General features: G+C 65.2%; 23 protein-coding genes. 14 read left to right on the forward strand and 9 right to left on the reverse strand.

The window, feature by feature from the left end; translation table 11 throughout:
* Window positions 1-99 precede the first annotated feature (99 nt).
* Window positions 100-1,062 (forward strand): ornithine cyclodeaminase family protein, encoded by a 963-nt coding sequence (locus PU724_RS18770; RefSeq protein ID WP_354420412.1) that lies wholly within the window; start codon window positions 100-102, stop codon window positions 1,060-1,062.
* Between the two features lie 20 nt (window positions 1,063-1,082).
* On the opposite strand, the gene PU724_RS18775 is transcribed toward PU724_RS18770, so the two are convergent.
* From PU724_RS18775 to gcvA, 8 genes are all read right to left on the reverse strand, one after another.
* A complete protein-coding gene (locus PU724_RS18775; RefSeq protein WP_127282896.1) occupies window positions 1,083-1,802 on the reverse strand; it encodes an ABC transporter ATP-binding protein in 720 nt (239 codons plus the stop codon).
* Window positions 1,795-2,523, reverse strand: coding sequence for an ABC transporter ATP-binding protein (locus tag PU724_RS18780; RefSeq protein WP_127282895.1), 729 nt, complete (start codon window positions 2,521-2,523; stop codon window positions 1,795-1,797). The genes PU724_RS18775 and PU724_RS18780 overlap by 8 nt, the downstream gene beginning before the upstream one ends.
* Window positions 2,520-3,482 carry a branched-chain amino acid ABC transporter permease gene (locus tag PU724_RS18785; protein ID WP_354420413.1) on the reverse strand — a complete coding sequence of 321 codons (963 nt, stop codon included), beginning with the start codon at window positions 3,480-3,482 and terminating at the stop codon, window positions 2,520-2,522. The genes PU724_RS18780 and PU724_RS18785 overlap by 4 nt, the downstream gene beginning before the upstream one ends.
* Window positions 3,479-4,360 (reverse strand): branched-chain amino acid ABC transporter permease, encoded by an 882-nt coding sequence (locus PU724_RS18790; RefSeq protein WP_127309079.1) that lies wholly within the window; start codon window positions 4,358-4,360, stop codon window positions 3,479-3,481. Before PU724_RS18790 ends, PU724_RS18785 begins: the two co-directional genes overlap by 4 nt.
* A gap of 296 nt (window positions 4,361-4,656) precedes the next feature.
* Entirely contained in the window at window positions 4,657-5,961 is a 1,305-nt protein-coding gene (locus PU724_RS18795) for an ABC transporter substrate-binding protein (protein WP_354420414.1), read from the reverse strand.
* 129 nt (window positions 5,962-6,090) lie between these two features.
* Window positions 6,091-7,476 carry a hypothetical protein gene (locus PU724_RS18800; protein ID WP_245520392.1) on the reverse strand — a complete coding sequence of 462 codons (1,386 nt, stop codon included), beginning with the start codon at window positions 7,474-7,476 and terminating at the stop codon, window positions 6,091-6,093.
* A gap of 446 nt (window positions 7,477-7,922) precedes the next feature.
* Window positions 7,923-9,227: a nicotinate phosphoribosyltransferase gene (pncB, locus tag PU724_RS18805; protein ID WP_135860307.1), complete on the reverse strand. Its 1,305-nt coding sequence runs from the start codon at window positions 9,225-9,227 to the stop codon at window positions 7,923-7,925.
* A 160-nt stretch (window positions 9,228-9,387) separates the two neighbouring features.
* Window positions 9,388-10,362: a transcriptional regulator GcvA gene (gene gcvA, locus PU724_RS18810; RefSeq protein WP_127309076.1), complete on the reverse strand. Its 975-nt coding sequence runs from the start codon at window positions 10,360-10,362 to the stop codon at window positions 9,388-9,390.
* Between the two features lie 205 nt (window positions 10,363-10,567).
* On the opposite strand from gcvA, the gene speB reads away from it, so the two are divergent.
* From speB to PU724_RS18850, 8 genes are all read left to right on the forward strand, one after another.
* Window positions 10,568-11,623: an agmatinase gene (speB, locus tag PU724_RS18815; RefSeq protein WP_127309075.1), complete on the forward strand. Its 1,056-nt coding sequence runs from the start codon at window positions 10,568-10,570 to the stop codon at window positions 11,621-11,623.
* A 79-nt stretch (window positions 11,624-11,702) separates the two neighbouring features.
* The gene (locus PU724_RS18820; RefSeq protein ID WP_354420415.1) at window positions 11,703-12,506 is read left to right on the forward strand and encodes a transporter substrate-binding domain-containing protein; all 804 of its coding nucleotides are present in this window, start codon (window positions 11,703-11,705) and stop codon (window positions 12,504-12,506) included.
* 25 nt (window positions 12,507-12,531) lie between these two features.
* Window positions 12,532-13,200: an amino acid ABC transporter permease gene (locus PU724_RS18825; protein ID WP_127285606.1), complete on the forward strand. Its 669-nt coding sequence runs from the start codon at window positions 12,532-12,534 to the stop codon at window positions 13,198-13,200.
* The gene (locus PU724_RS18830; protein WP_127309073.1) at window positions 13,197-13,844 is read left to right on the forward strand and encodes an amino acid ABC transporter permease; all 648 of its coding nucleotides are present in this window, start codon (window positions 13,197-13,199) and stop codon (window positions 13,842-13,844) included. The genes PU724_RS18825 and PU724_RS18830 overlap by 4 nt, the downstream gene beginning before the upstream one ends.
* A 71-nt stretch (window positions 13,845-13,915) precedes the next feature.
* Window positions 13,916-15,004: an ABC transporter substrate-binding protein gene (locus PU724_RS18835; protein ID WP_127285607.1), complete on the forward strand. Its 1,089-nt coding sequence runs from the start codon at window positions 13,916-13,918 to the stop codon at window positions 15,002-15,004.
* 74 nt (window positions 15,005-15,078) lie between these two features.
* Window positions 15,079-16,116, forward strand: a complete 1,038-nt coding sequence (locus tag PU724_RS18840; protein WP_354420416.1) for an ABC transporter ATP-binding protein — start codon at window positions 15,079-15,081, stop codon at window positions 16,114-16,116.
* Window positions 16,113-16,967 carry an ABC transporter permease gene (locus PU724_RS18845; RefSeq protein WP_354420417.1) on the forward strand — a complete coding sequence of 285 codons (855 nt, stop codon included), beginning with the start codon at window positions 16,113-16,115 and terminating at the stop codon, window positions 16,965-16,967. Before PU724_RS18840 ends, PU724_RS18845 begins: the two co-directional genes overlap by 4 nt.
* On the forward strand, window positions 16,964-17,767 hold the full coding sequence (locus PU724_RS18850) for an ABC transporter permease (protein ID WP_407045960.1): 804 nt from the start codon (window positions 16,964-16,966) through the stop codon (window positions 17,765-17,767). Before PU724_RS18845 ends, PU724_RS18850 begins: the two co-directional genes overlap by 4 nt.
* Before the next feature lie 45 nt (window positions 17,768-17,812).
* Here PU724_RS18850 and PU724_RS18855 read toward each other — a convergent pair whose 3' ends face one another.
* Entirely contained in the window at window positions 17,813-19,216 is a 1,404-nt protein-coding gene (locus tag PU724_RS18855; RefSeq protein WP_354420418.1) for an MATE family efflux transporter, read from the reverse strand.
* A gap of 209 nt (window positions 19,217-19,425) precedes the next feature.
* On the opposite strand from PU724_RS18855, the gene PU724_RS18860 reads away from it, so the two are divergent.
* The 5 genes from PU724_RS18860 to PU724_RS18880 all read left to right on the forward strand — a co-directional run bounded on the left by PU724_RS18860 (window position 19,426) and on the right by PU724_RS18880 (window position 24,720).
* A complete protein-coding gene (locus PU724_RS18860) occupies window positions 19,426-20,343 on the forward strand; it encodes an AraC family transcriptional regulator (protein WP_354420419.1) in 918 nt (305 codons plus the stop codon).
* Window positions 20,344-20,583: 240 nt separating this feature from the next.
* Window positions 20,584-21,858: an ABC transporter substrate-binding protein gene (locus PU724_RS18865; protein ID WP_354420420.1), complete on the forward strand. Its 1,275-nt coding sequence runs from the start codon at window positions 20,584-20,586 to the stop codon at window positions 21,856-21,858.
* A gap of 109 nt (window positions 21,859-21,967) precedes the next feature.
* A complete protein-coding gene (locus tag PU724_RS18870; RefSeq protein WP_354420421.1) occupies window positions 21,968-22,834 on the forward strand; it encodes a carbohydrate ABC transporter permease in 867 nt (288 codons plus the stop codon).
* 11 nt (window positions 22,835-22,845) lie between these two features.
* The gene (locus tag PU724_RS18875) at window positions 22,846-23,658 is read left to right on the forward strand and encodes a carbohydrate ABC transporter permease (protein WP_127309070.1); all 813 of its coding nucleotides are present in this window, start codon (window positions 22,846-22,848) and stop codon (window positions 23,656-23,658) included.
* A gap of 15 nt (window positions 23,659-23,673) precedes the next feature.
* Window positions 23,674-24,720, forward strand: coding sequence for an NAD(P)-dependent alcohol dehydrogenase (locus tag PU724_RS18880; RefSeq protein WP_135860301.1), 1,047 nt, complete (start codon window positions 23,674-23,676; stop codon window positions 24,718-24,720).
* The last annotated feature ends 1 nt before the right edge of the window (window position 24,721 follow it).

Here is a 24,721-nt window from a genome sequence, read left to right on the forward strand (position 1 = left end):
CGCGGTCAGCAATTTCTGCTATTGGCGAAGCGAGGTGCGGGATAGGTTCGATTGAACCTGAGGAATGCTTATCGAACGCAAGCCATTCGTGGGACGACGATGACCATCAAAGCCGAGAGCCTGCCCTATCTGTCAGCCGAATTCCTGGACAGCTTGGCGATTTCCACGTCCGACGTGGTCGACGAAATCGAGCGGCAGATCATCGGTCAGAGGCGGGGCGAAGTATGGTGTGCGCCGAAGGCGGTGGTACTGCCGGGCGACGACCGCTACATCATGGCTACTCTCGCCGTCGCGACCGAACCCCGAGTGCTGGCCACCAAGTCGCTGGTGGTCAATCCCCGCAACTCCGGGCGGGGACTCGCAACGCTGAACTCGCTGGTCACCCTTCTCGACGCTGAGACAGGACTGCCGCTTGCCTTGGTCGACGGCAATTGGGTGACTTCGAAGCGTACGGCTGGGCTGAGCGCGGTAGCGGCCAGGCGTCTGGCCCGCGCCGACTCGGCGTGCGTCGCGTTCATCGGATGCGGCGTGCAGGCGCGTGCTCATCTCGACGTTCTGGCCGATCTTTTTCCGCTGCAAGAGATCCGGGCCTTTGCTCGCAGCAAAGCCAGTGGTGAAGCACTGTGTCGGATGGCCGAGGCGCGTGGTCTGACCGCGGTAGCGAGCGATACTGCCAAGGCGGCGGTCGAATCCGCCGACATCGTGGTGACGACAGTCACATTGATACCCGAGCCCGCTCCGTTTCTGGATGCGCGATGGCTGCAGACCGGAGCCTTCGCCACCATGACCGATCTGGCCCTGCCCTGGGTGCCTGAAAGCATGGCCGTCTTCGATCGCATCGTCATAGACGATCTGGCGCAAGAGGCGCAGATGAGCAAGCCGATGGTGAGGCCCGAACTCGTGGCCGGCGACCTGACGGGTTTGGTCGGTGGCGACGTGGCGGGTCGCCAAGGCGCGAGCGAGCGAACAGCATTCGTTTTTCGTGGCATGGCGGTCGGCGATCTCGCAATTGCCGGTCTGGCATTTGCACGCGCGAAAGCAATCGGCGCGCTGGACGCTTAGGGGTTGAAGCGCCGTCCACCTCAACCCACCCCCACATAGCGCCGCACCGCCGACGGATCGGCGCGCAATTGCTCGACATCGACAGTCTCGCGGTTGCGGCCGTTCTCGATGAAGCAGACGCGGTCGGCGACCGAAAGAACTGCATCGACGCGCTGCTCGACCAGAATGGTGGAGACGCCGCGTTCGCGCAGCTTGGCCACCGTCTCGCGGATCTTGGCGATCATCGACGGCATCAGCCCTTCGGTCGGCTCGTCGAGCAGCAGCACCTGCGGTTCGAGGCAGAGCGCGCGGGCCATGGCCAGCATCTGCTGCTCGCCGCCGGACAGCGTGCCGGAGCGCTGCCTGAGGCGCTGGCGCAGCAATGGAAAAAGGTCGAGGACATTTTCCCGCACGGCCTTGCCCCTGCCGCGCGCCATCAGGCCGATCTCGATGTTTTCCGCCACCGTCATCTCGGCGAACAATCGCCTGCCCTGCGGCACATAGGCGACGCCGGCTTTCGGCACGTCGTGCGCCGCCAGGCCGGTCAGCTCCGTGCCGTCCAGCCTGATCGAACCGGCGGCCGCCGGAACCAGGCCCATGATCGCCTTCAGCGTCGTCGTCTTGCCGGCGCCGTTGCGGCCGAACAGGCAAAGCACCTCGCCCTTCTCGAGCACGAGGTCGAGCCCGTAGAGGACCTGGACCTCGCCGTAGAAGCAGTCGAGCCCGGAGATGGCCAGCGCCTTGGACCCCGCCTCAGTCATGGCCGGCCCCGAGATAGGCGTCCTGCACCTGGCGGTTCTCGCGAACTTGCTCCGGCGTGCCTTCGGCGAGGATGCGGCCGGCATTGAAGACGGTGATGCGGTCGGCGAGCTGCATGACGACGGGCATATTGTGCTCGATCAGGAGCACGGTGGCGCTTTTGGCGATCTCGCGCACCAGCTCGATGAAATTGTCGATCTCGCTGTCAGCCAGGCCTTGCGTCGGCTCGTCGAGGATCAGGAGGCGCGGCTTGAGCGCCAGGCCCATCGCCACTTCGAGTAGCCGCTGGTGGCCATAGGAGAGCTGGCCCGCCGGCATATGGGCGCGATCGGCAAGCCCGGTTCGCTCGAGCGCGGCCATGACGCCGGCCTTGACCGCGCCCTTGGAGCGGCCGTCGGTCAGCGTGCGCTGCACCGGCAGCGCGACATTGTCGTAGGCGGAAAGATTGGCGAAGACGCTGGTGATCTGGAAGGTGTAGGCGACGCCAAGGCGAACCCGTCTGTAGGCCGGCAGGCCGGTGATGTCGGCGCCGTCGAAGACGATCATCCCGGACGAAGGAGGGATACGTCCGCTGACCAGGCTGACGAAGGTGGTCTTGCCGGCGCCGTTGGGGCCGATGACGGCGCGGATTTCGCCCGGCATCAGGGCGAAGTCGACATTGTCGACGGCGCGCAGGCCGCCGAAATTGCGGGACAGGCCCCTGGTGGTCAAAAGCGGCATCATGGCAGCCACCCGAGCCAGCGCTGGCGGATGCTGCCCATGATCCCCTTGGGGAAGAACAGCACCAGAAGGATGAGCGCGACGCCGACGATCAGCAGATAGGCGGAGGTGAAGCCGCTGGTGATGTCGATGACATAGTACATGAACAGCGTGCCGATGAGGGGGCCGAGCGCAGTGGCGGCGCCGCCGAGCAGCACCCAGAGCAGCGGCAGGATCGAATATTGCACCGAGGCGAAGCTGGAGCCGACATAGCCGAACAAAAGCGCGTAGGCCGCTCCGGAGGCCGCGCAGATGGTGCCGGAGACGACGACGGCGGCGAGCTTGTTGGAGAAGGTGTCGTAGCCGAGCATCTTCGTCCGCTCCTCGTTCTCGCGGACGGCGACCAGCACGCGGCCATAGCGAGAGCGGACGACGGCAAGCGTCGCCAGCAGGATGATGGAGAACAGGGCCAGCGCGCTCATGTAGCGCACGGTCGGATTGGTGAGGTCGAGCGTCGTGCCGCCCAGGGTCAGCACCCGCGCCGCTTGCTGAACGACCAGGCCCTGGTCGCCGCCGGTCCAGACGGCGAAATAGAGCATGAGCAGCGAAAACACCTGCGCGAACATCATGGTGACGATCATGAACGCCACACCGGAAGTGCGCAGCGCCAGCAAACCGATGAGCAGGGCCAGCAGCGCGCCGCAGGCGATGCCGGCGAGGAAGGCGGCCGGCACGCTCCAGCCGAGATGATAGACGCTTAAGCCCGCACCATAGAGGCCGGCGGCGAAGAACATGGCATGGCCGAGGCTGAGCAGGCCGACATAGCCGAACAGCAGATTGTAGCCCATGGCGAACACCGCCAGCACCATGATGCGGGCGATGAGGCCGTGATGATAATCCGGCAGCACGAAGCTCAGCGCGAAGAGCAGGGCGATGACGCCGAGATGCAGCGAATAGGCCTTTGCCGGCGAAGCTTCCGTCATCGCGAGGCCGTCCCGAACAGGCCTTGCGGCCGGAACACCAGCACCATGGCAACGACAAGTGTGGCGATGATCTTGGCCAGCGTCGGCGAGAAGAACATCGAGATGATGCCGTCCGACAGGCCGATCAGCACTGCGGCGACGAGGGTGCCGCGCAATGAGCCGAGGCCGCCGATGATGACGACGATGAAGGACAAAAGCAGCGGATCCTGACCCATCAGATAATGCGCCTGGCTGATCGGCACGATCAGCACCGCGGCTATTGCCGCCAGCATGGCGCCGAGGGCGAAGACGCCGCCATAGACGCGGTCGACCGGAATGCCGAAGGCTTGCGCGGTCTCGCTGTCATACTGGGTGGCGCGCATCAGCAGCCCAACCTTGGTCCGTGTCAGCACCAGCCAGGTGGCGACGAGCAGCAGCGCGGAGGCCGCGACCACCGACAGCTTGTAGCCGGAATAGCCGAACCAGGGCAGCAGGATGCGGTAGCTGAAGGGCGGCTCGACCGGGCGCGCCTCAGGGCCGTAGAAGGTCAGCGCCAGCTGCTGGATGATGTAGAGCATGCCGATCGTGGCGACGATGGTGGCTTCCGGATTGTAATTGAGCCGGCGCAGCACCAGCCGCTCGGCGACCAGCGCGACCGCGCCGACGATGAGCGGCGCGATGACCAGCGCGGCGACGAAGCCGAGTGCAGGATGGCCCGAGATCGCCGTCGAGATCGCCCAGGCCAGCACCGCGCCCAGCATGAAGAACTCGCCATGGGCGACATTGACGACGCGCATGACGCCGAACACCAGCGACAGGCCAAGCGCCGTCAGCGCCAGCACGGCGGAAGTGACGAGGCCTTCGAGGGCGGCGAGGAGGAGATGGGGTCCGAAATGCATGCTACACGCAGGCAGGTGCCAAGCGCACCCCTCTCTGCCCTGCCGGGCCCGGCCCCGCGCTATCGCTCCGGGCGTTCGTCGCTCGGAAAGCCAAGCAATTGGCTTCCCGTCCGCTTCGCGGACCGCTCCTCACCCCCCTCAAGGGGGGAGATTGGCTCTCCCTATCGCTTTCGCCAATCGCAAAGGCCGACCGATGGCCGCCTTCGCATGAGCTGCTGATCTCCCCCCTTGAGGGGGAGATGTCCGGCAGGACAGAGAGGGGTGGCTTGGCGCTCACGCTTGTCGGCGCAACTAAGTCACAGCGCCTGCGTCGTGTAATCCCCCTCGGCCTCGTAGAGGCCGTCCTCGATCTTCGTCTTGTGCACCACCTTGAGCTTGCCGCCCTCGACCTTGGAGATGTTCTGGATACCGAAGCACTGGTGGATCTTGCCGTTGAAGGTCTTCGGGCCCTGCGGATGCTCCGGCCCTTCGGCGAACTCCTTCAGCGCCTCGGTCGCCTCGACCAGCTTGGCGCGATCCTCGGGCCCCTTGTAGCCGGCATCCTCCATCGCCTTCTTGACGACATAGAGCGTTTCCCAGCAGCCGAACATGTGCGAGGCGGTGGAGACGTCCTTGGCATCGCCGACGGCGGCGCCATTGTCGTCGATGCCGACGGCGGCGCGGTAGGCCTTCTGGGCAGGGGAATCGTCGGCCTGCGCATAGCGCGGCGAACCTTCCCAGAAATGGCTTCCGTCGAGGAATTCGAGGCCGGGGCTGTTGATGTCGGTCGCCTCGAGCGAATCCATGAAGCCGAACAGCTGCGGCCGCGACGAGCCGTAGAATTCGCCGAGCTCCTTGACGAAGGTGAGCACGGCCGGGCCGACCATGACGTGATAGATCACCTCGGTCTCGGCCGGGATCTGCGGGAAGTATTTGGTGAAGGACGACTCCGTCGGCGGGATGGCGATCTGGGCGACGACGTCGGCGCCCTGCGCCTTCAGTGCCGGCGGCAGGTAGTCGCGATGGTCGTAGCCGAAGGCGAAGTCGGGGAAGATCTGCGTCACCTTCTTGCCGGCATTGGCGGCGATCCACGGCGCCATCGACTGGATCTGGCTCTTCACGTCGGTGATGCCGGGCTGGAAGACGTAGCGGTTGAGCTTGGTCGAGGCGACGTGGTGACCTTCGCTGACGACGAAATAGGGGATCTTGTTCTCGCCGGCGGCGGGCGCCGAGCCGATCACGACATGCGAGAACAAGGTGCCGAAGACGATGTCGGTCTTGTGCTGGGTGGCGAACTTGCCGACAACCTCGGCGCCACGGGCGGGATCGGTGCCGTCATCCTCGATGACCAGCTCGACCGGGCGGCCATTGATGCCGCCGGCATCGTTGATCGCCTTGACCGCGGCGGCGCTCGTCTTCTCGTACCAGCGGCCATAGGCGGCGCCGATGCCGGTGCGGTGCGACTGGAAGCCGATCTTGACCGGCGCCGAGCTCTGCGCCTGGCTGTAGCGGACGAAGCCCGGCGCGACGGCAAGGCCGGCGCCGGCGGCGAGGCCCTTCAGCGCGGTGCGGCGCGAAAGAGTGGTCTTGGAAAGATCGAAAAACCCATTCTTGTCAGACACGGCAGTTCCCCTGTTTTTTGAGTTTTGACCAATGGCTGTAACGAGGCAAAAATTGCATGTGTACAAACTAAATCACCAAAGCCTCGACGTGGCAAGCGTACTTCCCGACAGGCATTGAGGCCGCCTCTTTCACCCGGCGGTCGGCGTGGCAAGCAGCCAAAGGCCAAAGACCGTATAGGCGATCATCAGCACCGTGAGCGGCAGTTGGCTGAGCGCGGCACGCGCCGCGGCCGGATGCAGCCGCCAGGCCAGACCATGGGCGACGAGGACGGCCAGCATATGGCCAAGGATGATGACGCCGGCCTGGAGATTCCACAGCCACCAGGCCGAGTCGGCGCCGGCGACCACGCCGGCTTCGACTTCCATGTCAGCGGTGTCGAACAGGTTCCAGCCGAGCGCGAAGGGATCGGACAGGGCGGCCAGCGCATATTGGCCGTCGACCAGCAGCGCCGTCAGGTAGTGGGCGAAATGGTAGGCGAGCGCGATCGGCACGATAGACCAGACCAGCAAGCCGGCGGCTTGCGCGAATGAATGCCGGTCGCCGGCGAGGCGCTGGCCGATATGGACGGCAAGCGCGAACACCGCTGCCAGCAGGACGAAGGTCAGGACAAGGCCGAAGCTGCCGATGCCGATCAGCGCGGTGCGCCCGGGAAACTCCAGCGGATTGACGCCGAACAGGCCGAGCCAGAAGAAGGTTTTCGACAGGCCGTCAAAGGAGACCGAGGACAGCGCCAGCAGCAGGAAGGCGATGCCGGCTGTCGGCAACGGCTCGGCGGAGAGCAGTTTGGCGCCCGGCCAGCAGAGACTGAGGCGGCACTTCGCATCGCGCTCAACAACAGCAAAGCGCGCGACCATGGCGAAGAACACGCTCAGGAACTCGCCGCGCCGGCTCCATTCGCGATGGCCGAAGACGAGCATCAGGATGAAGTTCAGCAGCCAGTAGAGGCCGGCGGCGTATGCCAGCCGGGCCGGGTCGTCGGGCGCCGGGTCGATCAACTCGAACCAGGCGAAGGCGAAGAACAGCCCGACGGCCGGCCAGCAGGCTAGCCATGCGGGCAAGCGGCCGTCCTGTTCACCGCCGCGTCCGATCAGGCGGCTGACGACCCGCCACGGTCCGTACCAGGGGTTCAGCCACGACCAGAGATCGCCGAGCGCGCCCTGCAACAAAGCCAAGCCCACCCAGAGCAGCGTCCATATGACGAGCGGCAGCGGGTTGGACAGCGGATCGCGGCTGCCGAACAGGCCGGCGGCAAGGAGGATTGCGAAGCCGGCAAAAGATATCGCGCTGACGATCGTGCGAGAGGCGTCACCGAGGGCAAAGAGCGGCAGGCGCCGGCGCCAGAAGCGATCGAGGGCTGCGGGCGGCAGCAGGGCCAGGACAAGGAAGCTGACGGCGACCGCGAGCGCGCCTCCGGCGACGTAATAGCCGGTGGGAAGGAGGAGGACATGGCCGCGATCGGAGGCATGGGCGAAGGCGGAAGTGGGGAGGGATGCGAAGGCTGCTGCGAGAGCCATTCGCGAAGGTTTGCGCCTTACGGCGCCCCCCTCTGTCCTGCCGGACATCTCCCCCACTTGGGGGGAGATCGCACTATCTTCAGAGGCAAGCGTCTGCCATTGAGAAGTGGCGCCTGCTCGGATGGCTTGGCACCCTTCCTCTCCCCCGTCGATCGGGGGAGAGGTGTCGAGCGCAGCTCGACGGAGTGGGGGTCGACCCTGGCGCGGGTCAGGACGATGCGTGCAAGCGATCCTCTTTCCTATGCCCGTTGCGGCGGTTGCCAGGTGGTTCCCCCACTCCGTCGCCGCTTCGCGGCGCCACCTCTCCCCCCTCCGGAGGGAGAGGAAAGCAGCCTCAGCGGGGGAGATGTCCGGCACGACAGAGGGGAGCGCGAAGAAGCTCGGCTTATCGAGCCTTGCAATCTCGCTTGACGATGCGGGATCAGCACAGGCCACAGGCGCAGCCTTTAAACCTTGACCAGCTGCCTCACCCGGTCCTTCTCGCCGAATATCCTCAGGTAGCGCTTGATCTCCTTCTGGTCCCCGGTCGCCTTGGCCGGATTGTCGGAGAGCTTGACCGCGGGCCTTCCATTGGCCTCGGTGACCTTGCAGACCAGCGAGATGGCATCCAGGCTGTTGGTTTCGGTCGGCGCGCAGCCCTCGAAATCGTTGGTGAGGTTGGTGCCCCAGCCGAAAGACATGCGCACCTTGCCGCGGAAGTGGCGGTAGGTCTCCTCGATCGTCTCGACCTCGAGCCCGTCGGAGAAGATCAGCAGCTTCTGCCTGGGGTCCTTGCCCCTCTCGCGCCACCAGTCGATGATCTTCTCGCCGCCCTCGATCGGCGGCGCGCTGTCGGGGCGGAAGCCGGTCCAGTCGGCGACCCAGTCCGGCGCGTCACGCAGGAAGGATGCGGTGCCGAACGCGTCCGGCAGCACGATCAGCAGGTTACCGCCATAGTAGCGCTGCCAGTCCTGCAGCACCTTGTAGGGCGACTGCTTGAGCTCCTCTTCCGAATTGGCAAGGGCGGCAAACACCATCGGCAGCTCATGCGCGTTGGTGCCGAGCGCCTCGAGGTCGTTGTCCATGGCAAGCAGGACGTTGGAGGTGCCGGTGAAGGCCTGGCCGATGCCTTCCTTCAAGGCTTCCACACACCAGCGTTGCCACAGGAAGGAGTGGCGGCGGCGGGTGCCGAAATCGGAGATGCGAATACCCGGCAGCGCCTTCAGCCGCTCGGTCTTTGCCCACATCTTGGCCTTGGCGCGGGCATAGAGCACGTCGAGCGCGAACGGGCCGAAGGCGCGCATGGCCGCGCGCGATCGCAGTTCATTGATGATGGCCAGCGCCGGGATCTCCCACAGGGTCGTGTACATCCAGGGACCGCTGAAAGAGAGCTCGTACTGGCCGTCGCGCTTGGACAGCTCGTATTCGGGCAACTGGAAATCCTCCAGCCAGGCAAGGAATTCCGGCTCGAAGATCTGCTTGCGGCCATAGAAGGTGTTGCCGCCGAGCCAGATCATCTCCTTCTTGGAGAAGCGCAAGGTGCGGGCGTGGTCGAGCTGGTCGCGCAGTTCCTGCTCGTCGATCTCGTCGGCGAGGCGCACCGAGGTGGTGCGGTTGATCAGCGAGAAAGTGGTTTCGACCTTGGGATACATGCCCCAGATCATCTGCAGCATCAGAAGCTTGTAGAAATCGGTGTCGAGCAGGCTGCGGACGATGGGGTCCAGCTTCCAGGTGTGGTTGTAGACGCGCCGCGCAATATCGGTCTTTGCCATCTCGTCCTGCCGCCTTCGCTGCTCACTCTAGCGCTTGCCTGCGCAATTCCGGCCGCTTTTCCTGGAACTGCTTCAACCAAGCCTCTTAGCATTGAATTTTCGGCAACGCCTCCCGCTTTGCGGGCTGGCCCGACAAAAAGAAGTCGCCCCAGTCCAGCCGTCAGGACGCCGTCCTGGCGCCGATCACCCTCAGCGCCGGGCGCTTCCGACGGCTGCCGATGCGCCCCGCGACCGGTGCGTCGGCGCGGCCGTCGGCCTGTTCCTTCTCGGCGAACAGCCAGTCGATGAAGAGCTGGACGATCGGCGTCGACCTCATCTCGTTGCGGCAGACGACGTAGAAGTCGTCGACCGCCGGCACCGACAGGCTGAACGGAGCGACCAGCAGGCCCCTGGCCAGCAGCGTGCTCGCGGTGACGGAATCGCCGAGCGCGACGCCGTGGCCATGCACGGCGGCCTCGGTCGCGGTGCGCGCGTCGCCCAAATGATGGCGGCGGCCGCGCTCCAGGTCCAGCGCGTCGGCGGCGGCCAGCCAGGTGTGCCACTCGCGGCCGTCATCGCCGTGCAGGATGACATGGTCGGCGAGATCGCGAACGGTGCGGATCGGGCGGTTGTTGATCAGCGTCGGACTGACCACGGGGAACAGTTCGAGGCCGGACCATTTGCGCATCCAGCAATCGCTCCAGCTGCCATCGCCATAGTGCACGCAGACATCGATATGCGGGGCGCGGATGTCCCTGGCGTCGTTGGAGGGAAGCAAGGTGAGCTGGATGTCGGGATATTGCGCGGTGAACGAGCCCAATCGCGGCGTCATCCACAAGAGCAGCAGCGCCGGCACGCAGGATATTGAGAGCTTGCCGGCGCTGGCCGGCCGCGTCATGCGCTGCGTGGCGGCGGCGATGCCGTCGAAGGCGCTCGACACCGCCGGCAGAAGCTCGGCGCCGTGCGGCGTCAGCTTCACCCGCTGGCCGGCGCGCTCGAGCAGCTTGACGCCGAGCGACTGCTCGAGCGCCTTGATCTGGTGGCTGACGGCGCCGTGCGTGACATTCAGCTCCGCCGCAGCCTTGGTCAGCGAGGCATGGCGGGCCGTGGCCTCGAAGGCGCGCAGCGGATTCAGCGGGGGCAGACGCTTGGCCATGGTGCACTCAAGTAGTGTGAGATTTTCTCACAACAAACACCCTAACAATATCAATTGATTTTTCAATGGAGCTGCCGGAAACTTTGTCCCGGAACATCATCAAGACGTGAAATCTGCAGGCAGCCAGGGCGGGACCGCGGTCCGGCCGGATGGCGGTCAGCATCATAGGTGTTGCTTCACTACCAGCCAGACGGAGGAGACCGACATGGGTTACGATCGCGGCAAACTTGAAGCGTTGCGTCGCAAGTATGGCGAGGGCCATGGCGGCGAGATGTTCGACCCGAAGTTCCGCAAGGTCGCCGACAAGATCTTCTCCAAGTCGGGCACCAGGCTGGCGCCCTATTCCGGCATCCCGACCTTCCTCACCGCGCCCTACCGCGAGGTGGCCGCCGACAAGCCGGATTTCGGGGATCTGCAGGTGGCGATGATCGGCGTGCCGATGGATCTCGGCGTCACCAACCGTCCGGGCTCGCGCTTTGGGCCGCGGGCGCTGCGCGCCATCGAGCGCATCGGCCCCTACAACCATGTGCTGGAATGCGCGCCGACGCATGAGCTTCGCGTCGCCGACATCGGCGACGTCCCGTTCCAGAGCCGCTACCGGCTGGAGACCAGCCATGAGGACATCGAGCGCCGAGCCAACCAGATCGTCGACGCCGGCGTCATCCCGCTCTCGGTCGGTGGCGACCACTCGATCAGCCATCCGATCCTGAAGGCGGTCGGCAAGAAGGCACCGGTCGGCATGATCCATATCGATGCCCATTGCGACACCAGCGGCCTGTTCGACCTGACCAAGTTCCACCATGGCGGGCCGTTCCGCAACGCGGTGCTGGACGGCGTGCTCGATCCCTCGCGCACCATCCAGATCGGCATCCGCGGCTCGGCCGAGTATCTGTGGGAGTTCTCCTACGAGTCCGGCATGACGGTCGTGCACGCCGAGGAAGTGACCGGGCTGGGCATGCCGGCCATCATCGAGAAGGCGCGCAAGATCGTCGGCGACGGGCCGACCTACATTTCCTTCGACGTCGACAGCGTCGATCCGGCCTTTGCGCCGGGCACCGGCACGCCGGAAGTCGGTGGGCTGACGACGCGCGAGGTGCTCGAACTGCTGCGCGGCCTCAAGGGCCTCAACATCGTCGGCGGCGACGTCGTCGAGGTGGCGCCGCAATACGACGCGACCACCAACACCGCCCATGTCGGCGCCCAGGTCCTGTTCGAGATCCTGAGCCTGATGGTGTTCAGCCCGGCCATCAAGAAAGGCTGAGGCTACGCCAGACCAATACGGCCGCCGCGCTGGAGCCGGCGGCCGGTTTCAACAACAAGCTTCCAGAAGGGGAACTAAAATGACACTTCGCACCACGCTGAAATCCGCCATCACGGCAATGCTGATGCTCGGCGCCGCCGGCCTCGCCTCGCAGGCGGCCAGGGCCGACGCCATCGACGACATCACCAAGGCCGGCACCATCAATGTCGGCATCTTCTCCGACTTCCCGCCCTTCTCCTCGGCCAGCGCCGACATGAGCATCAAGGGCTATGACATCGACGTGGCGCAGGCCATCGCCGACTCCCTGAAGGTGAAGCTGAACCTCGTCAGCGTCACCGGCCAGAACCGCATTCCCTATCTCACCGACAAGCGCGTCGACTTCCTGATGAGCGTCGGCTACTCGAAGGAGCGCGCCGAGGTGATCGACTTCGCCACCGCCTACGCTCCCTACTACATCGCCGTCATCGGTCCGGCCGCGCTTGCCGTCAAAGGCAAGGAGGACCTTGCCGACAAGTCGATCGCCGTCAATCGCGGCACGCTGGAGGACACCTCGCTGACCGAAGCGGCACCGGCCTCGGCGGACATCCGCCGCTTCGACAACTACAACTCCGTCATCCAGGCCTTCATCTCCGGCCAGACCCAGCTGATGGTGGTCGGCAACGATGTCGGCGCCCAGGTTCTGGCCAAGCAGGACGCGCTGCAGCCGGAGCAGAAGTTCCAGCTGCTCACCTCGCCTTCGCATATCGGCCTCAACAAGAACGAGGACCGGCTGAAGCAGGCGATCAACGACGCGGTTGCCAAGATGCTGGCCGACGGCAAGCTGGACGAGAGCTCGAAGGCCTGGCTGAAGACGCCGCTCAACCCCGACAACCTCAAGGACTGATCCTGGGACAGCAGGGGGCATTGCCATGGGCTACAGCCTCGACTTCGGCTGGCTTGCGGGTGCGGTAGGCGCGATCGCGCGCGGCGCGGCGACGACGATCCTTTTGATCGCCGTCACCACGCTGGCGGGAACCTTCCTCAGCATCCTCGGCGCCGCCGGCAAAAGAAACGGCCCGAAGCCGCTCCGGCTGGCAATCGCGGCCTATGTCGAGGTAATGCGCAACACGCCGTTCCTGGTGCAGCTGTTCTTCATCTTCTTCGGGCTGCCCAGCCTCGGCATAAGGCTCGATCCGATCCTGGCCGCCATGCTGGCGATGACGCTCAACATGGCGGCCTACACGATCGAGATCGTCGGCGCCGGGCTGGACGCGGTGCCGCGCGGGCAGACGGAAGCCGCACTGGCGCTTGGGCTCAGGCCTCGCCTGGTGTTCGTCAAGATCGTGCTGCCGCAGGCGCTGAAGGTGATCTACCCGGCGCTGACCAGCCAGATCGTCATCATGATGCTGGAATCGGCCGTGGTGTCGCAAATCGCGGTGCGGGAACTGACCTACGAGGCCGATATGCTGCAGGCACGCACCTTCCGCGCCTTCGAGACCTATTTCGTGGTGACGCTGGTCTATCTCGGCCTGTCGATGGGGCTGCGCCGGCTGCTGGTCGGCGGCGGACGCCGTGTTCTGGGAGCCGGCGTGTCATGATCGAGTTCACCTTCTGGGACATATTGCGCAACCTGCTGCTCGCCGCGCGCTGGACGGTGCTGTTGTCGCTCGCCGCCTTCGTCGGCGGCGCGCTGGTCGGGCTGGCCGTGCTGTTCTTGCGCATCGCCAAGACCAAATGGACCCGGCGGATTGCCTCTGGCTACATCGCGCTGTTCCAGGGAACGCCGCTCTTGATGCAACTCTTCCTGATGTTCTTCGGCCTGCCGATGCTCGGGCTGCGCATCGAGCCATGGACGGCGGCGGCGATCGGCCTCACCTTCTTCGCCAGCGCCTATCTGGCCGAGATCTGGCGCAGCGGCGTCGATGCGCTGCCGCGCGGCCAGTGGGATGCCGGCGCCAGCCTCGGGCTGCACTACCTGCAGGAGCTCAGGCTGATCATCCTGCCGCAGGCGTTCTCGATCACCCGCGCGCCGACCGTCGGCTTCCTGGTGCAGCTCATCAAGTCGACGGCGCTGACCTCGATCATCGGCTTCGAGGAACTGGTCAGGACCTCAAACGCCATCAACAACGCGACCTTCGAACCGTTCACCGTCTACGGACTGGTGGCGCTGATCTTCTTCGTCATGTGCTTTCCACTGACGCAATACGCCCGCGCGCTCGAGCAACGAGCGGCGGCACACTGATCCGCCTGACGGCGGAGAAACGCAACCAAGGGAACCCGCCGGACAACCGGCACAAACAGAGGAGAATTGAGATGAACAGACTGATCGCAACACCCATCACCCGGCGCGGCGTGCTTGGCGCCGGCCTGGCCGCCGCCGGCGTGCTCGCCATGCCCGCGGTGCTGCGGGCGCAGGACAAGTCGCTGAAGGTCGGCGTCTATGGCGGCTATTTCAAGAAATCGTTCGACGAGCATGTCTTTCCGGAATTCACCAAGGCAACCGGCATCGCGGTGGAATCGGTCGCCGAGCCGACCGGCGAGGCCTGGCTGGTGCAGCTCGAGCAGGCGGCCAAGGCCGGACAGGCGCCGGCCGACCTTTCGATGATGTCGCAGACCTCGACGCTGAAGGGCCAGTCGACCGAACTGTGGACGCCGCTCGACACCTCGAAGTTCAAGCACTATGGCGACCTCCTGCCCCGCTTCATCAACAAGTATCCGGACGGCCGCGTCGCCGGCATCGGCGCGGTGGCCTGGTGGATCACGCTGGTCACCAACACCGACGTCTACAAGGACGCGCCGACCTCGTGGGCAGCACTCTGGGACAAGGCCAACGAGGACAAGCTCGGCCTGCTGGCGCTCGCCTCCAACTCGTTCCTGCTCGAAGTGACGGCCAAGACCTTCATGGGTGGCACCAACGCGCTCGACACCGAAGACGGGCTGAACAAGGCGTTCGAGAAACTCGCCGAGCTCAAGCCGAATGTCCGGCTGTGGTATCGCGACGAGGCGCAGTTCGAGCAGGCGCTGAAGTCGGGCGAGATCCCGATGGGCCAGTACTACCACGACGTCACCGGGCTTGCGGCCGCCGACGGCTTCCATGTCCGCTCGACCTTCCCGAAGGAAGGCGGCATCCAGGATTCCGGCAACTGGGTGCTGTCGCGCGCCTCGACCAAGGTCGAGGAAGCGCACGCCTTCATCGACTTCATGAGCCAGCCTTCGATGCAGGGCGTGATGTCGCGCAAGGTCGGCACCACGCCGACGTTGAAGAAGGAGGTGCTCGACCTCAAGCCGGAGGAGTTCGCCGCCGTGTCGTCGGACATCGAGCCGATCATCCCGCGCTACGACCTCTATACGTCGAAGGCCGACTGGATCAACCAGAAGTGGACCGAGCTGATCGTCGGCTAAGCACCAGCTGAAACCGGCCGCCGGGCATCTGCCCGGCGGCCCTTGCGGTGCAACGTCCTGAGAGAGGGGTGAGCATGTCCGGATTGAACATAAACGCCATCACCAAGAAATTCGGCGTCTTCGCCGCCGTCGACAATGTCCAGCTCAACGTGCCGCACGGCACCTTCGTCTGCCTGCTCGGCCCGTCGGGCTGCGGCAAGACCACGCTGCTGCGCATGATCGCCGGGCTGGAGGAACCGACCAGCGGCGCCATCGTTCTCGATGGCGAGGACATCACGCCGCTGCCGACGCACAAGCGCAATCTCGGCATGGTGTTCCAGTCGCTGGCGCTGTTTCCGCATCTTTCGGTCGGCGACAACATCTCCTACGCGCTGCGCATCCGCGGCGCCTCCAGGGATGAGCAGAAGAAGCGGGTCGACGAACTGCTGACGCTGATCCACCTGGAGGGCTTCGCCGACCGTCCGGTGGCGAAGCTGTCGGGCGGCCAGCGCCAGCGCGTGGCGATCGCCCGCGCCCTCGCTCTGTCGCCGAAACTGTTCCTGCTCGACGAGCCGCTGTCGGCGCTCGACGCCAAACTGCGCGAGGCGATGCAGGTGGAACTGCGCCAGCTGCAGCAGAGCCTCGGCATCACCACCATCGTCGTCACTCACGACCAGCGCGAGGCGATGACCATGGCCGACCTCGTCGTCGTCATGGGTCACGGCAAGATACTGCAGGCGGCGCCGCCGATCGAAATCTACCGCAAGCCCGCCGACGCGTTCGTCGCCGACTTCATCGGCATCACCAATCTGTTGCCGGCGGAAGTCGACAGTGCCGGGCGCACGACGATCCTCGGCACCGCCATTCCGGGCCTCGCCATGCCGGCCGGCATGACCAAGGCTTCGGTGTCGATCCGTCCCGAGGATGTGCATATCGGCGAGCCTGCCGGCGGCGCCATCACCGGCCAGGTCAGCTTCGTGCGCGATCTCGGCGGCACGATCGAGACCTTCATCGAGGTGGGCAACACCAGCATCGTCGCGGTGACGACCCCGCGCGAAAGGCACGACGTGCCGGTCGGCGCCAAGGTCGGCGTCGTGCTGCCGCCGGAAAGCTGCGTGGTGCTCGGCTCATGAGACGCGAAGCCCCCAGGTCGCTAGCCGACTACACGCCGCTGTTCTTTCCCGGCCTGATGCTGATCGTCTTCTTCGTCATTCCGTTCTCGACGATGATCGCGGTCAGCTTCTTCAAGCGCAATCCGTCCGGCTTCTACACGCCGGATTTCGTCATCGACAATTACGCCCGCTTCCTGTCGACCTTCTTCGGCGGCGTGCTCGGCTTCTCGCTGATGCTGGCGGTGCTGGTCGCCGTCTGCTGCGTGGCGATCGGCTTTCCCTTCACCTACCTTTTGACCCGGCGGCCGCGCCGCGTGCAGACGCTGTGGCTGGTCGGCCTCTTGTCGGTGCTGTCGCTGTCGGAGGTCATCATCGGCTTTGCCTGGTCGACGCTGTTCTCGCGCACGGCGGGCATCACCAACCTTCTGGTGGCGGTCGGGCTGATGGACAAGCCGGTGGCGCTGCTGCCGACCTTCGGCGCGGTGCTGACCGGCATGGTCTACCAGGCGCTGCCCTACACGATCCTGGTGCTCTACCCGGCGCTTGTCCGTCTCGACCCGACCTTGCTGGAGGCGGCGCGCACGCTCGGCGCCTCGCCGGTCAGGGCCTTCTTCAACGTTGTCGCGCCGGCGCTCAGGAACACCATCGTGGCGACGCTGATCATGGTCTTCGTCTTCGCGCTCGGCTCCTATCTTTTGCCGCAGATCCTCGGGCGGCCGCAGCATTGGACGCTCTCGGTGCTGATCACCGACCAGGCGATCTACCAGTCCAACATGCCTTTCGCGGCGGCGATGGCGGTGTTCCTGGTGCTGATCTCGCTGGCACTGGTCGGCATGACGCTGCTCGTCGGACGCAGGGAGAACGCGCTATGATCGAGACCTGGCTCCGCCGCCTCTATTTCGGCCTCGTCGCGCTGTTCCTGGCAGCGCCGCTCATCGTCGTCGCCGGCGTCTCGGTCAATTCGCGGCAGGAACTCACCTTCCCGCCGGTCGGCTTCTCGCTCGCCTGGTACGCGCAGATCTTCACCGATCCGGAATGGCGGCTGGCGCTGATCCATTCGGTGACGCTCGCCGTCTGCTCGGCGGCGATCGCGGTGGCCATCGCGCTGCCGCTTGCCTGGTTCCTGTGGCGGCGCATCGCGCCATGGGCGAACATCTTCCAGGTGCTGGGGCTGGCGCCCTTCATCCTGCCGCCGGTCATCACGGCGCTCGGCTTCCTGAGCTTCTGGGCGACGGTCGGGCTGTTCGGCCAGTTCTTCACCGCCATCATCAGCCACGCGATCTTCTTCGTGACGCTGCCGCTGGTGACGCTGTCGCTGGGTTTCGCCTCGATCGACCGCTCGCTGGTCGAGGCGGCGGCGACCATGGGCGCCGACGACCGCACCGTCTTGAAGACCGTGGTGCTGCCGTTGATCCTGCCCTATCTCGTCTCGGGCTACGCCTTCGCCTTCGTGCTGTCGCTCAACGAATACATCGTCGCCTACATGACGATCGGCTTCACCACCGAGACACTGCCGATCAAGATCTTCAACGCGCTGCGCTACGGCTACACGCCGACCATGGCCGCGGTGTCAGTGTTCTTCGTCGCGGTGGCGGCGCTGGTGTTCGGCTCGATCGCGCGCTTCGGCGACATCCGCAGGCTGCTGGGCGCCATGTCTTCCGACGGCAATTGAGCAAGCCATGAAACGAACGGCCACCGATCTCGGTGGCCGCTCTCTTCAATGCCCGAAGGCGAGCTGCGGCGTGATGCGGTCGCGCCGCAGCCAGCGCGCCAGCAGAAGCGCGGCCACCACGGCCAGCCCCGACGCCAGGCCGATCCAGATGCCGACGCCGTTGAAGCCGAGATGGAAGGCGAGCAGCACGCCGAGCGGCAGGCCGATGCCCCAATAGCCGATCGCGGCGTAGATCATCGGCACCTTGGTGTCGTGCAGGCCGCGCAGCATGCCGGCCGCCACCGCCTGCGCGCCATCGAAGATCTGGAACAGTGCCGCAAACACCAGGAAGGAGACCGCAAGCGTGATCACCCTGGCATTGGCCGGATCGCTCAGATCGATGAAGGCGCTGATCAGCAAATGCGGCCAGAGAATCATCACCAGCCCCATCAGCGCCATGGAGGAAACGCCGATGACGAAAGCGGTCCAGCCGGCGCGCGAAACGCCTTCCGGGTTGCCGGCGCCATGGGCAAGGCCGACGCGCACGGTGACGGCCTGGTTGAGGCCGAGCGGCACCATGAAGGAGATCGAGGCGATCTGGATGGCGATGGCGTGCGCGGCCAGCGAGTCCGCGTCGATCAGGCCCATCAGCAATGCCGCCGCGTTGAAGATCGTCACCTCGAAGGCGAGGATGCCGGCGATCGGCAGGCCGAGCCTGAGCAGACCCTTGAAGCGCGGCCAGTCGGAGCGCCAGAAGCGGCCGAACAGGTGGTAGCGGCGGAATTTTTTCTCCACGAGCAGCACCGCCGCCAGGCCGCAGAACATCAGCATGCTGGACAGCGTGGTGGCGAGGCCGGAGCCGGAAATGCCCATCGCCGCGACGCCGAGATTGCCGAACATGAACACCCAGTTGAAGAAGGCGTTGCAGGCGACGGCGACGAAGACGATGACCAGCGCCCAGCCCGGCCGCTCCAGCGCCGAGATGAAGGAACGCAGCACGATATAGCCGTAGAAGGGCAGCACCGCCCATTCCAGCCAGCGCAGATAGATGCCGGCCTGATGCGCCAGCCTGGGCTCCTGGCCCATGGCCAGAAGCACGCTCTCGCCGTGCCAGAGGAAGACCCAGATCGGGATCGAAATCAGGATCGCCAGCCACAGGCCCTGGCGCACGGTGCGGCGCAGGTCGCGCACCGAATGGCGGCGGCGACCGAGCTCGGTCGCCATCATCGGCGAGGTCGCCAGCATCAGGCCGAGACCGAAGATCAGCGGCATGAAATAGAGATTGGCGCCGAGCGCGCCGGCTGCCAGCGTGTCCGGCCCCAGCCGACCCATCATCATGACGTCGGTCGCGGTCATGGCGGTCTGGCCGAGATTGGTCAGCACCATCGGCCAGGCAAGCGCAAGCGTTGCCCTGATTTCCTGACGCCAAAGATTTTCCGGCGCGCGAGCGCCGGCTTCGATCGCAGACATTGTCCTGCTCTTCAGACCACGGCGCGTCGGGACAGAGCCCGGAAGCCGCACACAAACGGCGCAAAATGGCGCCGTTTGCGTCGTCTATTGAACGAAATGCGACATGAAGGCAAGGGAGGACGGACGGCGAACCATTGAGCCAGCGGCGCCGGCGCCTCGTTCACTTGCCGCGCGGAGCCTGCTACGGGTTTCCGGGACGGGAGGAATGGATGACGTTCAGGCAAAGGAAAAATACCGCCGCGATCCCGCGCACCGTGCCCTCCTTCGAGCATATCGTCACCGAAGCGAGCGACAGTTTCCTGTGGCGTCTGGACGACTATCCGTGGGAACGCAACGTCTGGAACTTCCATCCGGAATACGAAATCCATTTGCTCAGGAAATCGTCGGGCGTGGCGCTGGTGGGCGACCATATCGGCGAGTTCGGGCCGGGTTACCTGGCAATCGTCGGCGGTGGCCTGCCGCATGACTGGGTGACGGCCGTGCAGCCCGGCGAGCTGATCGAAGGGCGCGATATCGTGTTGCAGTTCGATCCGCAGCGGCTGCGCGGCTCGGCCGGCCTGCTGCCGGAGCTGCGCGAGCTGGAGCCGTTCCTGGAGCGGTCGCTGCGCGGCATGGTCTTCCACGGACAGACGGCAATCGACGGCGCCGCGCTGATGGAACGGATGGGCACGGTGCACGGGCTGCCACGGCTCTGCCTGTTCCTCGAGCTGGTCGACCTCATGGCCAGCACCGATGAATACGAGCTTCTGTCGTCGCCGGATTTCTCGCCGCTGCTCGACGCCCAATCGCTCGACATCATCCAGCGCACGCTGACCTATCTGTTCCAGCACTTCGCCGAGGACCTGAAGCTGCCGGATGTGGCGGAGCTGGCCGGGATGAGCGAAAGCACATTTTCGCGCTTCTTCCAGAAGAACACAGGCAACAGCTTCAGCGACCATGTCGCCAAACTCAGGCTGTGGCAGGCCTGCAAGCTGCTCTCCGATACCGACGTCCCAATCACCGACATCTGCTTCCAGGTCGGCTACATGAACATTTCCAACTTCAACCGCGCCTTCCTGCGCAAGCACAAGATGACGCCGTCATCCTACCGCAAGCTGTCGCGGCAGCGGCTGGCGATGCGGGCCTGATCCGGTCGAGAACCGACTCCCAAAACAGCACTGATACTCGTGTGACAGGTCGGTCCCGCCTTGGCGGTTTTTTGCGCCGCACAATGCATAAAAGTACAGGTTTACTGCAACGGGGCTTCTAGCCTCCCCCTTAGCAACTCCTCATTTTGGCGACGGGTGGCAAGTCGCTCGGGCGACGGTGAGGGTCGCTTAGCCCGAGGACAGCCGCTTCCCGCGACGATTCCTGGAGGAGAAAAACCAATGAAATCAACTCGGCTCGCTGCCAGCCTGGGCGCAGCTTTCGTGCTTACCGCTTCCGCTTCAACGATGGCGCTGGCGCAGGCGCCGGTCTGCTCGGCGCCGGTCAAGGTGCTGGCGCAGCCGCGCGACGGACTGACGCTGCTGGAGGACTCCAAGGACGAGTTCAAGAAGCTCTCCGGCGCCGGCTTCCAGATCGACTACCTCAACGAGAACGACCGCCGGGCAAAGTCGCGCGCCGATGCGTCCACCGTCGGCAACTACAACGTCTACTATGTCGACGAAGCCAATGTCGCGCTGTTCGCGTCGTCCGGCTGGATCGCGCCGCTCGCCGATTATTATCCGGCTGAATATGATTTCGCCGATTTCGATCCGGGCCGGCAGAAGGTCGCCACCTATGACGGCAAGGTCTGGTTCGCGCCGCTGACCGGCGGCGGCGACCTGATGGTCTATCGCAAGGACGTTCTGGAGGCCGCCGGCATCCAGCCGCCGAAGACGCTGGACGAGCTGCTCGCCGACGTGCCGAAGCTGACCAATGCCGACAAGGGCATGTATGGCATCGCGCTGCGCGGCGCACGCGGCTCGGGCGCCAATGTCTGGCGCTGGATGCCCTACTTCAAGGCCTATGGCGGCAAGTGGTTCGACGGCGACAAGCCGGCTTTCAATTCGGACGCCGCCGTCAAGGCGACCGAGACCTACCTCAAGCTGTTCAAGGATTCGGCGCCCGGCACGCAGACCGGTAGCTGGGATGAATCGACCGGCGCCTTCCTCTCCGGCCAGGTCGCCATCCTCGTCGAATCGACGCCGCTGTCGGGCATGGCGGTCGATCCGAAGACCTCGCAGGTGGTCGGCAAGGTCGGCTTCCTGCCGCCGCCGGCGCCACTGTCTGGCGGCGGCTACGGCCATGGCCTCGCCATCGCGACCAAGGCCAATCCGGACGACGCCTCGAAGAAGTGCGCCGGCTTGTTCGTCGCCTGGGCGACATCGAAGGAGAACGAGAAGCGCCGGCTCGACGCGCACCAGTTCGGCGAGCTCAACCGCACCAGCATCCTGTCCAGCAAGGAATTCGCCGACATCTACGGCGCCGATCTCGGCCAGGCGCTGGCCGAAACCGGCAAGGTGACGGCGGTGAACTTCTGGCAGGATCCGCGCTGGCCGGATCTCGGCGACCGCTGGGGCATCATCCTCGAAGAGCTGGTCACCGGCACGCGCACCGACATCAAGGGCAGCCTCAACGAGCTCGAGGCCTACGCCAACGAGCTGGTGAAGAAGAAGTAGTCCTCCCGCCGCGGCGCGCGGTCCACGGCATTCGCTGGAATGCCGGGACCTGCGCGCCGCGGGTTCTTCACACGACCGCCAACACCCGAAAGGCCCGCGAGGATAGGCCATGCGCCGACGCTCTTCCCTGCCCGTCACATTTCTGGTCCCGACGCTCGCCATCCTGCTGGTGCTGTCGATGGTGCCGACGCTCTACGCCGTCGTCATCGCCCTGCAGAACCGCGAGCTGAGCACGCCGGGCTATTCCTGGGTCTGGTTCTCGAACTTTGCCGACCTCTTCATCGACCGCCGCTTCCTCAACGCCGTCTGGGTCTCGGTCAAATGGGAGATCGTCACCGTCGTGGCGACCATGGTGGTGGCCATCGGGCTCGGCGTGCTGATGTTCGAAGTCGCGTCGCCGCGGCTGCGCAACATCTATTGCCTGCTGTTCATCATCCCGGTGCTTTTGCCGCGCGTCTCGGCGGCCTTCGTGTGGAAGTTCGCCTACCATCCGCTCTACGGCATCGCCACCTATCCCTACCGGCTGGTCACCGGCGGCCTGATCTTCGATCCGCTCTCCAAGGCCTCGACCGCCCTGTTCGCCGTCGCCTCGGTCGATGTCTGGCAGTGGGGACTGTTCTTCGCGGTGATCGTGCTGAAGCTGCTCGAGACACTGCCGCCGCAGCCGATCGAGGCGGCGCGGCTCGACCATGCGAGGCGCTGGCAGATCCATGCCTACGTTACCCTGCCGATGCTGAAGGCGCCGCTGATCAGCCTGATGTTCGTCAAGATGATCGAGTCGCTGCGCTCCTTCGACCTGATCTATGTGATGACACGCGGCGGGCCGGGCGTGGCGACCGAGACGCTCGACATGTACGCGTTCTCGCAAGGCTTCATCGAGTCCGGCAAGGTCTCCTACGCCTCGGCGATGGCGGTGCTGATGATGATTGCCACGGTGATCACCTTCACCATGCTGTGGAAGCGGGTGCAGGCATGAGGCGGTACCGCATGCGACCGGGCCGCTTGATCGCCAAGGCCATCCTGGCGCTGGCCGGATTCCTCGCCGTGTTCCCGCTCGTCTGGACGGCGCTCAATGCGCTGAAGAACAATGTCGACATCATCACGCGGGTGCCGCGCCTGGTGTTCACGCCGACCTTTGCCAACATCAGCTACATAATCGGCCGCGACAGCGTGATGACCGGGCTCTACAACTCGGTCGTCGCCTGCGGCTTGGCCGTGCTGATCGGCGTCGTTCTCGGCCTGCCGGCGGCCTACGCGGTGGCGCGCTATCCCAACCGCTTCGCCGGCGACATCCAGTTCTTCGTCTTGTCGCTGCGCTTCCTGCCGCCGGTGGCGGTGGCCATACCGCTGATGGTCATCTGGCTGCAGATCGGCCTCTACGACACGCTGCCGGCGCTGATCGTCACCTATTCGCTGCTCACCATATCGGTGATCATGTGGCTCGCCATTCCGGCCTTCCAAAGCGTGCCGAAGGAAATCGAGGAAGCGGCCTTCGTCGACGGCTACGGCGCCTATTCGGTGTTCTGGCGGATCGCGCTGCCGGTCGCGGCGCGCTCGCTCGCCGGCGCCATCGCGTTCAGCTTCGTGCTGGTGTGGAACGAGTTCCTGATCGCGCTGATGCTGTCAAGCTCCAACGCCAAGACGCTGCCGATCGTCGCTTCGGAATTGTCCCAGCAAGGCATGAACGTGCCGTGGGGCATCCTCAACGCCTCGGTCGTGCTCCTGTCGCTGCCGCCGCTGCTGTTCCTCGGCGTGCTCAGCGGCTTCCTGAATTCCGTTTTCCGGCAAAAGAAGAGTTGATGCGAGGATTACCCGATGCAGGCACTGGTACTTGAGAAAAAGGGCGAGCTGTCGCTGCGCGAGATCGCGCTGCCGCTCGACGTCGGACCGGACGACGTCAGGATCGCCATCCACACCGTCGGCGTCTGCGGCAGCGACGTGCATTACTACACGCACGGCGCCATCGGCAGCTACATCGTGCGCCAGCCCATGGTGCTCGGCCATGAGGCGTCAGGCACGATCGTCGAGGTCGGCGCCAACGTCGCGAGCCTGAAGGTCGGCGACCGCGTCTGCATGGAGCCCGGCGTGCCGAACCTGTCGTCGCGCGCGACCAAGCTCGGCATCTACAATGTCGATCCGGACGTGCGTTTCTGGGCGACGCCGCCGGTGCATGGCGTGCTTGCGCCTTTCGCGGTGCATCCGGCGGCCTTCACCTACAGGCTGCCGGACAATGTCTCCTTCGCCGAAGGCGCCATGGTCGAACCCTTCGCCATCGGCATGCAGGCAGCGGCGCGGGCGCGCATCGTGCCAGGCGATGTCGCCGTCGTCGTCGGCTGCGGCCCGATCGGCATCATGATCGCGCTGGCGGCGCTGGCCGGCGGCTGCTCGAAGGTGCTGATCTCCGATTTCTCGGCGCCCAAGCTGAAGATCGCCGCGCAGTATCAAGGCATCGTGCCGGTCAATATCGGCGAGCAGTCGCTGGTCGACGCCGTCGCGGCCGCGACCGACAGTTGGGGCGCCGACATCGTATTCGAAGCCAGCGGCAACCCGAAAGCCTTCGCCAATTTGTTCGACATCGTGCGGCCAGGCGGCGCGGTGGTGCTGGTCGGACTGCCGGTGGAGCCGGTCAGCCTCGACGTGCCGGCGGCGATCTCGAAGGAAGCGCGCATCGAGACGGTGTTCCGCTACGCCAACATCTTCGACCGCGCCCTGCAATTGATCGCCTCCGGCAAGGTCGACCTCAAGCCGCTAATCACCGGCACCTATGATTTCTCCGACAGTATCAAGGCCTTCGAGCGGGCGGCCGAGGGCAACCCGCAGGACGTCAAGCTGCAGATCCTGCTTACCGGCGAGAAGGGCTGAC

Origin of the sequence: Mesorhizobium abyssinicae (assembly GCF_049887195.1) — a bacterium.
In the GTDB taxonomy this organism is placed as follows: Bacteria; Pseudomonadota; Alphaproteobacteria; order Rhizobiales; family Rhizobiaceae; genus Mesorhizobium; species Mesorhizobium abyssinicae.

Excerpts from the sequence above, each read along its gene's own strand:
- PU724_RS18770 (WP_354420412.1), top strand. The coding sequence starts at position 100 with ATGACCATCAAAGCCGAGAGCCTGCCCTATCTGTCAGCCGAATTCCTG.
- PU724_RS18775 (WP_127282896.1), bottom strand. The coding sequence starts at position 1,802 with ATGACTGAGGCGGGGTCCAAGGCGCTGGCCATCTCCGGGCTCGACTGC.
- PU724_RS18780 (WP_127282895.1), bottom strand. The coding sequence starts at position 2,523 with ATGATGCCGCTTTTGACCACCAGGGGCCTGTCCCGCAATTTCGGCGGC.
- PU724_RS18785 (WP_354420413.1), bottom strand. The coding sequence starts at position 3,482 with ATGACGGAAGCTTCGCCGGCAAAGGCCTATTCGCTGCATCTCGGCGTC.
- PU724_RS18790 (WP_127309079.1), bottom strand. The coding sequence starts at position 4,360 with ATGCATTTCGGACCCCATCTCCTCCTCGCCGCCCTCGAAGGCCTCGTC.
- PU724_RS18800 (WP_245520392.1), bottom strand. The coding sequence starts at position 7,476 with ATGGCTCTCGCAGCAGCCTTCGCATCCCTCCCCACTTCCGCCTTCGCC.
- pncB (WP_135860307.1), bottom strand. The coding sequence starts at position 9,227 with ATGGCAAAGACCGATATTGCGCGGCGCGTCTACAACCACACCTGGAAG.
- gcvA (WP_127309076.1), bottom strand. The coding sequence starts at position 10,362 with ATGGCCAAGCGTCTGCCCCCGCTGAATCCGCTGCGCGCCTTCGAGGCC.
- speB (WP_127309075.1), top strand. The coding sequence starts at position 10,568 with ATGGGTTACGATCGCGGCAAACTTGAAGCGTTGCGTCGCAAGTATGGC.
- PU724_RS18820 (WP_354420415.1), top strand. The coding sequence starts at position 11,703 with ATGACACTTCGCACCACGCTGAAATCCGCCATCACGGCAATGCTGATG.
- PU724_RS18825 (WP_127285606.1), top strand. The coding sequence starts at position 12,532 with ATGGGCTACAGCCTCGACTTCGGCTGGCTTGCGGGTGCGGTAGGCGCG.
- PU724_RS18830 (WP_127309073.1), top strand. The coding sequence starts at position 13,197 with ATGATCGAGTTCACCTTCTGGGACATATTGCGCAACCTGCTGCTCGCC.
- PU724_RS18835 (WP_127285607.1), top strand. The coding sequence starts at position 13,916 with ATGAACAGACTGATCGCAACACCCATCACCCGGCGCGGCGTGCTTGGC.
- PU724_RS18840 (WP_354420416.1), top strand. The coding sequence starts at position 15,079 with ATGTCCGGATTGAACATAAACGCCATCACCAAGAAATTCGGCGTCTTC.
- PU724_RS18845 (WP_354420417.1), top strand. The coding sequence starts at position 16,113 with ATGAGACGCGAAGCCCCCAGGTCGCTAGCCGACTACACGCCGCTGTTC.
- PU724_RS18850 (WP_407045960.1), top strand. The coding sequence starts at position 16,964 with ATGATCGAGACCTGGCTCCGCCGCCTCTATTTCGGCCTCGTCGCGCTG.
- PU724_RS18855 (WP_354420418.1), bottom strand. The coding sequence starts at position 19,216 with ATGTCTGCGATCGAAGCCGGCGCTCGCGCGCCGGAAAATCTTTGGCGT.
- PU724_RS18860 (WP_354420419.1), top strand. The coding sequence starts at position 19,426 with ATGACGTTCAGGCAAAGGAAAAATACCGCCGCGATCCCGCGCACCGTG.
- PU724_RS18865 (WP_354420420.1), top strand. The coding sequence starts at position 20,584 with ATGAAATCAACTCGGCTCGCTGCCAGCCTGGGCGCAGCTTTCGTGCTT.
- PU724_RS18870 (WP_354420421.1), top strand. The coding sequence starts at position 21,968 with ATGCGCCGACGCTCTTCCCTGCCCGTCACATTTCTGGTCCCGACGCTC.
- PU724_RS18875 (WP_127309070.1), top strand. The coding sequence starts at position 22,846 with ATGCGACCGGGCCGCTTGATCGCCAAGGCCATCCTGGCGCTGGCCGGA.
- PU724_RS18880 (WP_135860301.1), top strand. The coding sequence starts at position 23,674 with ATGCAGGCACTGGTACTTGAGAAAAAGGGCGAGCTGTCGCTGCGCGAG.